The organism is Desulfurobacteriaceae bacterium (assembly GCA_039832905.1).
Taxonomy (GTDB): domain Bacteria; phylum Aquificota; class Aquificia; order Desulfurobacteriales; family Desulfurobacteriaceae; genus Desulfurobacterium.
Genome location: JBDOLX010000101.1, coordinates 1 through 10,428, shown reverse-complemented (window position 1 = coordinate 10,428; position 10,428 = coordinate 1). Strand labels below are relative to the sequence as shown.

The 10,428-nt window shown below is 38.2% G+C and carries 11 protein-coding genes; 5 read left to right on the top strand and 6 right to left on the bottom strand.

The window, feature by feature from the left end:
- Positions 1 to 426: 426 nt before the first annotated feature.
- From ABGX27_07735 to ABGX27_07720, 4 genes are read right to left on the bottom strand one after another with little or no spacing between them, the layout of a single operon-like run.
- Positions 427 to 1,416, bottom strand: a complete 990-nt coding sequence (locus ABGX27_07735; protein ID MEO2069385.1) for a hypothetical protein — start codon at positions 1,414 to 1,416, stop codon at positions 427 to 429.
- The gene (locus ABGX27_07730; protein MEO2069384.1) at positions 1,403 to 2,989 is read right to left on the bottom strand and encodes a hypothetical protein; all 1,587 of its coding nucleotides are present in this window, start codon (positions 2,987 to 2,989) and stop codon (positions 1,403 to 1,405) included. Before ABGX27_07730 ends, ABGX27_07735 begins: the two co-directional genes overlap by 14 nt.
- Positions 2,986 to 3,774, bottom strand: a complete 789-nt coding sequence (locus ABGX27_07725; protein MEO2069383.1) for a hypothetical protein — start codon at positions 3,772 to 3,774, stop codon at positions 2,986 to 2,988. Before ABGX27_07725 ends, ABGX27_07730 begins: the two co-directional genes overlap by 4 nt.
- Positions 3,771 to 4,238 (bottom strand): transglycosylase SLT domain-containing protein, encoded by a 468-nt coding sequence (locus tag ABGX27_07720; GenBank protein MEO2069382.1) that lies wholly within the window; start codon positions 4,236 to 4,238, stop codon positions 3,771 to 3,773. Before ABGX27_07720 ends, ABGX27_07725 begins: the two co-directional genes overlap by 4 nt.
- 95 nt (positions 4,239 to 4,333) lie before the next feature.
- Here ABGX27_07720 and fliP point away from each other — a divergent pair, with 95 nt between their 5' ends.
- Positions 4,334 to 4,996 (top strand): flagellar type III secretion system pore protein FliP, encoded by a 663-nt coding sequence (fliP, locus tag ABGX27_07715; GenBank protein ID MEO2069381.1) that lies wholly within the window; start codon positions 4,334 to 4,336, stop codon positions 4,994 to 4,996.
- 3 nt (positions 4,997 to 4,999) lie between these two features.
- Here the strand turns inward: fliP and pseB are convergent, their stop codons facing one another.
- On the bottom strand, positions 5,000 to 6,004 hold the full coding sequence (gene pseB, locus ABGX27_07710; protein ID MEO2069380.1) for a UDP-N-acetylglucosamine 4,6-dehydratase (inverting): 1,005 nt from the start codon (positions 6,002 to 6,004) through the stop codon (positions 5,000 to 5,002).
- A 98-nt stretch (positions 6,005 to 6,102) separates the two neighbouring features.
- Here pseB and ABGX27_07705 point away from each other — a divergent pair, with 98 nt between their 5' ends.
- From ABGX27_07705 to ABGX27_07690, 4 genes are read left to right on the top strand one after another with little or no spacing between them, the layout of a single operon-like run.
- The gene (locus ABGX27_07705; GenBank protein ID MEO2069379.1) at positions 6,103 to 6,372 is read left to right on the top strand and encodes a flagellar biosynthesis anti-sigma factor FlgM; all 270 of its coding nucleotides are present in this window, start codon (positions 6,103 to 6,105) and stop codon (positions 6,370 to 6,372) included.
- Positions 6,365 to 6,649: a hypothetical protein gene (locus ABGX27_07700; GenBank protein MEO2069378.1), complete on the top strand. Its 285-nt coding sequence runs from the start codon at positions 6,365 to 6,367 to the stop codon at positions 6,647 to 6,649. Before ABGX27_07705 ends, ABGX27_07700 begins: the two co-directional genes overlap by 8 nt.
- Positions 6,642 to 8,003, top strand: a complete 1,362-nt coding sequence (flgK, locus tag ABGX27_07695) for a flagellar hook-associated protein FlgK (protein MEO2069377.1) — start codon at positions 6,642 to 6,644, stop codon at positions 8,001 to 8,003. The genes ABGX27_07700 and flgK overlap by 8 nt, the downstream gene beginning before the upstream one ends.
- 18 nt (positions 8,004 to 8,021) lie before the next feature.
- Entirely contained in the window at positions 8,022 to 9,911 is a 1,890-nt protein-coding gene (locus ABGX27_07690) for a hypothetical protein (GenBank protein MEO2069376.1), read from the top strand.
- Positions 9,912 to 10,242: 331 nt separating this feature from the next.
- Here the strand turns inward: ABGX27_07690 and ABGX27_07685 are convergent.
- The coding region (locus ABGX27_07685; GenBank protein ID MEO2069375.1) for an IS5/IS1182 family transposase at positions 10,243 to 10,428 on the bottom strand (186 nt) is incomplete at its 5' end.

Here is a 10,428-nt window from a genome sequence, read left to right as displayed (position 1 = left end):
GGTCGCTCACCATACGAGCAGTAGGGCTGGAACGGCCAGAACTTAGCCCGTGGAGAGTGCGGTCGCACTCGTTGAAGTGGGAAGCTCCTCATTTCAATGAGGAGTAGTTCACGGGGTCGTGGTAGGACAAATTATCCGAAAGTTGTAAAGTCTTGAGAGAAGGAGCTTTACAAGCTCCTTACTTTTCTCAAGTATCCTGAATCTATCCAAAAGGTGATATATACAACGAATCCTGATAGAAAGGGCGATAAAAGAAATAAGGAAGAGGGTTAATGTAATAGGAGCTTTACCGTCGGTTAATGCTGTTGAGAAGTTTGTTTATCTCAGGGTAGCAATGATTAATGACAGATGGTCTAGCAGGGTAGTAAACAGTTTTTTTAGAAGCCAGAGAAGAGATTCAGGAAAGGAAAATGAAACGGTAGTTCACTACAATTCTTTCGGAAATTCGCTAAAAAGGATCTCTGGAGATTGTGGAACTTCCTGCCTGTAAGAGATTTTAATCTTGTATTTACTCTGCAGAATGTCTGTCAATATTTTCTGATTTTTCTTTAGCAGATTCAAAAGCTCTTTTGAATGTGAGGAAAATGCGATGTCAAATGTCTTTTGCTCTCTGTCAAACAGGAGAGATATTTTCACTTCGCCGTATTTTTCAAGTTCTAGAATTATGATCACTGTTAAAAAACCTTGCTGACGGAAGAATTTTAAACTTTTTTTATCTATAAAGAGTTCTGCTCTTATGAACGGAGGGTAAGGAAGAAAAAGCGGTATAAGAAAAAAATTTTTGGATAGTAAGTTCGATATTGAGTAAGATTCCAATATATTTAGAGCTTTAAAGACCTGTTCTGCCCTATCTCCGGGAACTTTTGAAAGTAGCGAGAGGAATTTTACTTTTATGTCATTACTTATTCCCTCATAGTTAGCTTTGTGTATCTTGTTTTCTAAAAAGAGGCCAGAATTCTCCACAAGTCTTTTAACAGATTCTAAATTCAGCTCTGTAGCGTTTGTACCAACAAGCTTTCTCACTAAAGAAAAAACTTCCTCTCTACTGTTAAAACTTTCTAAGAAAAATTCTCTGAGGTTAGCAACCTTTGTTTCTATTAATTTCAATACAATTTGAGGTGATGTTTCTTTTACAAGGACCAAAATTTTCTTTCCGACCTCCGGGGTTAGATAGCTATTCCACCTTGCTTTTACTTTAAAGCTTCCGAAATCAACTTCAACTTCTTTAAACTCTCCCCGATTAAAAACGGCAAGTATCCTGCCTTTCAGAACTTCACCGGGTTTAAGTTTAATTTCCTTAGCTTTCTCTACTTGGTATATAGAAAAACTTTTGTGGACCTTAGAAGTACTTTCAAACTCAGAAATCCTTCTGCTTCTTTCAATGCCTATTAGCTTTTCTACTCTATCTGGAGGCAATGGAAATTCCTCTCTTAAGTTTTGAGAGCCATCTACTTATTATTTGTAAATCTAATTTTTCTCCTCTCCTTTTTGCAACATAGCGTATATAGTCGGCCATTTCTGTACTTTCATCGTCAGCCACCGTTCGTAGATTATAGAACAAGTCTTTCAATCTTTGAATTCTATTAAAACTTCCCGTTCGGTAAAGAGCAATTTCGTAGAGAAGAAAGTTTAGGTAGTTATTCTTCGTAGGTTCAAATCTTTCTATACCGCTGTAAAAGCTTACTATTTCTTTCTCCTTAAAATGCGCTAAATAGGCAGGTACGAAGTTGAGCTGTTCTTGCCTTTTTAAAGCGTTGAAAAAAAACTTTTTTGCGTTTTTTAAATTCTTCTTCACTTTCAGTAAGTATAAAAGCTTAGAGGTATTACTTGCTTTTGGTGAATTAAGAACTTTTTCGGGAATTTCAGAAAGATTGTAAAAGGAATAGTAAATTATCGTTTGCTCAGGAATAAGTGAGTATCTGATTTTCCCTGATTCCTTTATCTTTTTTGCTTCTTCAAAGGCTAAAAATTCAATCAATGAAGCAAATAAATAACTTCTTCCTTCTTCTGAAAGCTTTTTAGCTTTTAGTCCGAATTGCCTTTTCAAGTTGTAAAAAAGGTAGACAATCCTCTTGTAGTTGTGTTTTTTGTACTCGTAAGGAATGTAGAGACTGAAAAGGGAAGTAGCATAATCGTTTAGGTTAATCTTATACTTCCTCGCGGCTATGATTGTTCTGATTCCTCTTAGGAAAAGTGTCCGGTTCAGTATCTTGAACTTTTTAGTCAGGAAATCCAAATATACTTTGAAAGCATCCTTAGAAGGGGGGGCTAAAGTTAAACTGTATAAGAAATTTTCTGGGTCGGAAACTACTTTAAGTTTCTTCCTGGCAAGAAGTGAAGAGTGAATGAGGTACATTTTCACAACGTTGGGTTTGAAGGTAGGATAGAGAAGGTGTATCCTATAAAAAAGACTAAAAGCTTTGGTATAGTTCCCTTTCCTGTAAAAGCACATAGCTGTTTGGAAAGTGCTTTTGGGAGTTAAGTTTAAATCCGGGTAGGCCAATAAAAGGTAAGAAGTGAATTTAAGGCTAACGTTACATTTACCAAGTTTAGTGGCTTTTTCAACATAGGCAGATATCTTTTCAACAGGAATCGTAAGGATGTAACTGTTCCAGTTTTTCAGGAATTCATCTAAGGCTTCTTGGGGATTTTGCTGAAGAAGGAGAAAGTTTCTTATTACTGATAATTTTTTTCTTTCAACGGTGCTGAGCTCTTGAGGAGATATTTTTTGTATAGCCTCTTTGAGTTGAAGGGTGTTTCCCATCTTAAAAAGAGCTTCTGCGTAAATTAGAAGCAGTCTGTTTGAAAGTTTGCGACTTTTGATTTTATCTAAGTTTTTTCTTATGAAGGATGCACATTTTGCTGGGGATTCTTTTGAACATATAGAGGTTGCCTCAAAAAATATTTCCATTTCCTCTTCTTTTGTGTCCTTACCATAGGCCGAAAAGGAAAGAATAACAAAGAATAAAAAGAGCAAAGCTATTCTCATAATTCTCTCAGCTTCCTTAAAATTTCTCTTTGTCTTTCTATCAAGAATCTTCTAAGGTATGCTCTTTCTGTTTCATTAACTTTTATCTTGATGATGTAGCGCCTAAGTCCGCCATTTTCTCTTCTGACAGTTAGAACTTCTGCGTTGGGAATGGCTATTTTTTTCCCGTCAGGAAAACGTAAAACTGCTCCGAACACGTCTCCTGGTAGGAGAGGAAGAGGGGTATAGACAAATGAACAAGCCTCTTCATTTATGTCTTTCACTACTGCAACTACAGGTTTGTTTTCTATCTTCATAACGATATATATCGGTTCTTTAGGATTGACTTCCACCCGGAATAGCTGACGAGGATATTTTATTGCTTCCCCATAAAGAGAGACTACTAAGTTTTCTTTTCGCAAATTTATTTCTTCCACATTACCTTTTAAAAGGTAATTACCATCTTTGCTAAGTAGCAAGATATCTTTACCTTTTTCTAAACACTTCCATACAAAGACAAAACTTGGTGAACTTAAGGTTATCTTATTGCCATCTATAGAATCTATTTTGAAACTTACATCTACTTCTACTTCAATTCCTTCACTTTTTAAAAAACATTTAACTTTAGCAGTAACTTTGTCTTTAGGGAGGAGCTCCCAAATCGCAGTTTCTATCTCTATTTTATCTGCCTTTTTTTCTTCTTTCCTTTCCTCTTTTTTGTCATCTATAAACAAAGAATCAATAACTTCGTCCAGAGAATCTGTTAATTCATTTAAGGAAAGGCTTGATAAGTTTTCCTCTTTCATCTTTTTCTCCATTTACAGTTACCAACATGATAGGAGTTAATCTTCTGCAAAACTTTACGCAAGTAACTTCGGTTTCCGTTGTATCTCCATATAGCTTCCTCGTAGCCGTACCTATCAAGTAGCTTTCGCAGGACAAAAGCTCCAAAGAGGGCATTGTACTCTTCCTCCAAAAAAACTTTCGGCGGAAGATTGTATTTGTCAATCCAGCTCCTATTTATCTGCATTAAACCTACATCGTAATTATAGCCTTTACAGTGAAGTTCTTTCAGTATTTTTTGGGCACTTTCTAAAGAGTAAGGTCTTATAACTGTTCCTTTGGAGTAGTAACTACATTTTGCACCGTGGGGACACTTTAGTTTACTGTTGTTCACGTTAATTACTAAGGGATCAAAAGAGGATTCCACATCTGCTATTGCTACAACCAAAAGGAAGGGAACCTTATAGTAGACAGAAGCTGTATACAACGCTCTTCCTATGCCGCCTATGGCAGGAAGGCACAGTAGAAAATTAAAAAGAAAGAGTATAATTAGTGCAGGATTCAGTAAAGGAGGCCACAGCCTTGCCAGCTTCTGTTTTACCACCTGAGCTAAGCCAAAACTTAGCCACTTCACTAAGACTTCTCCTTATACTTACTGTATTGACTATTCTACCAACTATAGTAATTGCAATGACCTCTTTTACTAGGATAGTTATTGTTTTAGCTCTTCTTCGTCAAGCAATGGGTACTCCCACCACTCCTCCAGCAATAGTTATCGTTACACTGAGCTTAATGCTTACAGGATTTGTTATGCGTCCCACCTTAGAGGAGTTTAATAGGGTTGCTTTGCAACCTTACCTTGCTAAGGAGATTAATGAAGTTGAATTTTTGCAAAGAGGTATTGAACCTTTTAAGGAGTTTATGCTAAAAAACACAAGGAAAAGAGAACTAAAATTTTTTTTGGAACTTGCCGGTCTAAAGGTAAAATCACCCCGAGAAATTCCGCTGACCGTGTTAATACCTGCTTTTCTCGTAAGCGAGCTTACGGTAGCTTTTCAGATAGTTTTTGTGGTTTATCTGCCGTTCCTACTGATAGACATTGTAGTTGCAAGTATTCTTATGTCTTTAGGTATGATGATGCTCCCTCCCGTAATGGTATCCTTGCCCATAAAGATTCTTCTTTTTATAGTAGTTGACGGTTGGGAGCTCCTTATAGGCTCTCTCGTTAAAAGTTACAATTTTTAAAATTCAAAAAACTACTTCAATTTCTTTAAGCCTTCGGTGAATATCTTCTATGCTTAACCACTCTGGATTCTTATCTGAAGAATAGATGAAACCTTCTGGAAGGGGAGTTCCTCTTTCTATTTTTACTTTTCCTTTTCTCCACCAAGAAATTTGAGGATAGATAATAAAGTGGTCAGAATACTCGTAAGCCGAGCGGGCTTCTTCTGAAGTTATCAGTACTTCGTGGAGCTTTTCCCCCGGCCTTATTCCTACAATTTTGAAACTACACTCAGGACATATAGCTTTAGCCAAGTCAACTACCCTAAAAGATGGAATTTTGGGAACGTAGATTTCTCCTCCCTCTGCCTCTATCAAAGCCTTAATGACTAAATTAGCTCCCTCTTCTAAAGTTATCCAAAACCTTGTCATCCTCTCGTCTGTAATGGGAAGCTCCCTTTTTCCGCTCCTTACAAGTTTTAGAAACAGAGGAATAACAGAACCCCTGCTTCCTGCTACATTTCCATATCTCACGACGGCAAACCGGGGATTTTTTGAACCCGAATAAACGTTGGCTGATGTGAAAAGTTTTTCAGCCACCATCTTAGTCGCACCGTAAAGATTCACCGGGTAAACGGCTTTATCTGTTGAAAGAAATATCACTTTTTCCACACCTGCGTCTATTGCAGCATTTATAACGTTTTCTGCTCCATAGATATTCGTTTTTACAGCCTCAAGAGGGTTGTATTCTAAAAGAGGAACTTGTTTTAAGGCGGCGGCATGAACAATGTAATCAATACCGTCAAGAGCTCTCAAAAGCCTCCTGTAGTCCCTAACATCTCCTAAAAAAAATCGTAACTTTGGAACGTGTTTCTTAAACTCTTGTTGCATTAAGTAATGCTTGTACTCATCCCTTGAGTAAATTATCACTTTTTTGGGATTGAACTCTTCCAATAGCTTCCTTACAAAAGTTCGCCCGAAAGAGCCAGTACCTCCCGTAACCAAAATCGTTTTCCCGTCCAGACTTGCCATTTCCCTCTCCTTTCTTTCCCATTGTGAACCTCAATTTTAACAACTTACTGAAAGTGGCGATATATAATTTAAAGATTCCTATTCTTCCGAGGTAAAAAATGGAAATCGGCAAAGTGAGTTTGAGAACCCTTAGGAATGTCTGGGAGAAAAGAGCAGAAGGAAGAGTAAAGAAAGAAGACAGAGCCTCATCTTCTTTAACGTCGACAAGCGATAAAGAGGTAGTTACAGAGATTTCAACCACCGCCCTTTTCTCCCAGAGCAAAGTAAATAAGGTAGAAGAACTTAAACTCCTCATAGAAAGCGGCCTTTATAAGCTTGACGCAAGAGCAATAGCTGAAAACATTATAGAAGAGCTGCTGAATGATTGAAAAACTACTTTTACAGTATAAAGAGCTCTTGAACGAGAGGAAGAAAGCTCTCTTGGAACTTGACGGCTATAAACTTGAGTCTGTTCTACAGCAAGAAAGCCGGCTGCTAAAAGAACTGGAAAAAACTTTAAAAGACTGCTCTTCCCTACCTGCAAACCTTGTTTCCTTAGCAGAAGAAGTTTTTTCTCTTCACGAAGAAGTTGCTAAACTTACATTTAATATGATGGAAATCCTAAGTAGCGAGGGTAAAGAAGGTGAACATATTCTCAATGTTTAACACGGGTAAACAAGGGCTTTTGGCGTCTCAATACGAGACGAATATAGTAGAGCAAAACCTTACAAATGCTGGAACAGAAGGATATTCGAGGCAAAAAGTAACAAAAGAAGCTACAGTTCCTTACCCGGGCGTAGAAATAACACGGGTGTATAGAAGCGTTGACCTTGTATTAGAAAAGAGGATTAATCAAACAATACAGGAGTATAACTATTATAGCAAACTTGAAAGCTCTTTATCTCAAATAGAATCCGTCTTGAATGAACTTAATGACGGTGGTATTACCCACAGACTTGATGAGTTTTGGAATGCGTGGCAAGAGCTTGCAGAAGAGGCCGCAACTCCTTCTTCGGATACGACAGCTCCAAGTCCCGTAAGGATTAATCTAATTCAATCAGCCAAAAACTTAACTTCAACCATACGGGATAAATACAGAGCGATAGGCGAACTCAGAAAAACTGTGCAAAAAGATATAGCAGTGTCCTTGACCGAGATAAACAAGCTACTTTCCGATATAGCAAAATATAACGAAGCTATCTCAAAAAATGACAGACCAAAAAAAGAAGCTTCAGAACTAAAAGACAAAAGACAGAAAGCGTTAAACGACCTTGCCGAGCTCTTAGATATAACTTACGTAGAGCAACCGGATAAGTCGGTCACTGTTTATGGACCTTCCGGTTCACTCCTTGTCGCCGGCAATACCTATTGGAGATTAGCAAGAAGTGTTTCTCCTACAGGCTACGTTTCCGTTTACTGGTTAACAGGTAAAGACCCCTTAAGGATAACACCCACTAAGGGAAAGTTAGCAGCACAATTAAAGGCCAATAACGAAGAAATACCTAAATATTTAGCATATTTAGACCAATTTGCAAAAACCTTGATTAACACCGTCAATTCCGTTCACAGGAGTGGTTTTTCTGTTGCAGGTACTACAGGTCTCAATTTCTTCAAAGGTACAGGAGCTGCCGACATAACGGTTGAGCCCACCGTCGTTTCCAATCCAAACTTGATAGCTACGGCAACGAGACCACACGAAGAAGGCAACAACGAACTGGCTTTAAAAATAGTAGCACTTAAAGACGAGAAAGTCTTAGCAAGCCAAACTTTAACTTTTAACGAGTATATTGCTCAGATTTCTTCCCAAATAGGAGTTGAAGTAAAAGATGCTAAAGAAACCAAGAGCATCAAAAATTCTATACTCTCCTCCTTGAAAGAAAAAAGGTCATCTGTTTCAGAAGTAAACAAGGACGAGGAATTGGCTAAGCTAATGATGTTAGAAAAACAGTTCCAAGCCGCTTCAAAAATAATAACTGTAGCTGATACATTGCTCCAAACGGTTATAAACTTGGTAAGGTAATTTTTTGGGAGGAAAAAAATGGCACGTATAGGGGACTTGTATCAGCAAAACAAGTTAATTCGAGATACCATTTTAGCCAAAAAACGTTTAGAAGCAACTACACTCAAAAAACTCCAAAGACCATCGGACAATCCTTTTGATACTGTGAGAGTGATAGTAAATCATGATAACCTTAGAAACATTGATAGATATAAGAAGAACATCCAATTCGCAGAACCGCCCTTAGAGTTTGCTTCTCACGTTATGGATAGCATTTTTGAAGACATACTCTCACGAGCAAGATACAATGCTGTAAGGGCAGACGGTATAAAGCTCAATACAGAAGCTTCTGCAATTGCCACAGAAATTTCGCTTCTAAAGAAAAAGCTTCTTGAATACGCAAACTCTACCTTTTACGGTTCTTACATTTTTGCTGGGAGTAAAGTTTACAATCAACCTTTTACCTTTGCCTATTCTGAACTCAAAAGTTACAACTCTTTTGGCAACATCTATAATACCGAAGTTTTGTCTCACAATGAACTTGAAAGCTTAGATTCCACGGCTCTTAAAGCAGGAGAAAGCTTTTCCTTTTCCATAGGAGATGCCAATATTTACATAAAGGCGTTAAACGATATGACCTTAGGAGAACTCGTAGAAAGGATAAATACCATTGCTTCCCAAAGAAATATTCCTGTGGTTGCGAGTGCGGTTGGCACAGGTAACGGCTATAGGTTGTTTATCAGGTCGGGCAATTCTTCTTTACCCCCTTCTCAGTTCAATTTCGGGACAATCTTGGGTAATCCACAAAAGAAATACACCGATGCGTCCGGTAATACTGTAAGTGATTTCCCCCAACTGGTGTTAGCAAAAGGAGAAAAGCTCGTAGTAGAGATAAAAAACATAAGAACAGGAGATGTGTATTCAGTAACTCTTAAAGCAGACCAGGACATGGGACTTGCCGATGTCAAAAAGGCTTTAGACCAATTATTTGACGAAAAAGGTATAAATGCAGAAGCTGTTATCCGTAAGACCACCGACGGAAAAAACTACCTTTCATTGATCACGGGCGACCACGATTTGAGATTCACAAACATAACTGATACGGGGGGAAGAATTGTTCCGAAAGAAATATCACCTTCTTCCCTAATAATAAACAACTCCTCGGGTAAAATTATTTATTTGGGAGACTATGTAGAAAGAAAGGTTTTCGTAGATGACAAAAGGAAGGTAAGAACAAACGTTGTCATTGCAGACGAAATATCCAAGATATGGAATGTTCTTTCTATTTTAGAATCTGCGGTTCTTTCTAAAGGAGAACCTTTCGCTTCAACAAAAGATTCTGCTCAGCTTGACGATGTTGTTTTGAATAAAGGGGACACTTTCTCTTTTGAATTTGACAGTAATGTTATTGAGATAAAAGCCAAAGAGGATATGACTCTTGAAGACTTAGTGAACGAAATCAATAAAAAGGTATCCTCTCAAAACTTGGAGGTGAGAGCCGAAATTCAGCCCGTTTCAGGAGATAGGTTTATCTTAAAATTAGCTTCTAAAAATCCCGGCAAGACAGTTACGAACATTCATGTGAAAGATTCTTCTGGAGCAGATAAAACCTCAAGTTTCTTAGGCGGTATTAGCTACACCGTATCGGCTACAGACTTTATTTCCTATGCCATTAAAACCATAGACGATGTAATGGTATCCTTCAACAAAATAAGGGAAAGTATAGGAGCAGACCTGGAGTTTTTGGATTACACCGAAGATAGATTAAGAGAAAAAGAGGTAAGCATTTCTAAGGAAACCGACAAACTTGAAAATGCAAAGCTTGAAGAAACTTTAACTCAAATGTCCCGCTACGAGGCAATGTACCAAATGAACCTTTTACTCCTTTCAAAAATGAGCAAGTTAAGTCTTTTGGATTTTATAAGATAGCAAAGCTTGCGTGAACTACTCCTCATTGAAATGAGGAGCTTCCCGCTTCAACGAGGGCGTTAGCCCTCTCCACGGGCGTAAGTTCTGGCCGTTCCAGCCCTACCGCTCGTATGGTGAGCGAATCCGCTACCAGTCCCCTCCCCGCATCTACCATTAATTCAGGTAGATGGGTCAACTACTGGTAGCACACCCGGCCTATTCACTTGCTCAAAGACCGATAGGCTTGGTTACCGCCTGCTACGATTATAGCAAACAACGGCTTACGCCGTACGCTGTATCTCCCCTAATGTTTGTATTTGTAAATGTTGATGTTAATAGATAGCTACTTCTCTTAATAATGAGAGGCTGTTTGAAAAATCCACCACACTAAAAAGAGAACACCCAGATTAAAGAGGATAAATTTTGCCAAAACAAACAACTGAGCTATATGGAAACTCCTCGTCCTCTCATAACTCCCTACTTCCTGCTTAATCCCTCCAAAAATACTCTCTATCAATCCCCTAAACCTGTAAACCCT

Coding starts and splice junctions, on each gene's coding strand:
- flgK (MEO2069377.1), top strand. CDS start 6,642: ATGTTTAACACGGGTAAACAAGGGCTTTTGGCGTCTCAATACGAGACG.
- ABGX27_07705 (MEO2069379.1), top strand. CDS start 6,103: ATGGAAATCGGCAAAGTGAGTTTGAGAACCCTTAGGAATGTCTGGGAG.
- ABGX27_07730 (MEO2069384.1), bottom strand. CDS start 2,989: ATGAGAATAGCTTTGCTCTTTTTATTCTTTGTTATTCTTTCCTTTTCG.
- ABGX27_07725 (MEO2069383.1), bottom strand. CDS start 3,774: ATGAAAGAGGAAAACTTATCAAGCCTTTCCTTAAATGAATTAACAGAT.
- pseB (MEO2069380.1), bottom strand. CDS start 6,004: ATGGCAAGTCTGGACGGGAAAACGATTTTGGTTACGGGAGGTACTGGC.
- ABGX27_07700 (MEO2069378.1), top strand. CDS start 6,365: ATGATTGAAAAACTACTTTTACAGTATAAAGAGCTCTTGAACGAGAGG.
- ABGX27_07690 (MEO2069376.1), top strand. CDS start 8,022: ATGGCACGTATAGGGGACTTGTATCAGCAAAACAAGTTAATTCGAGAT.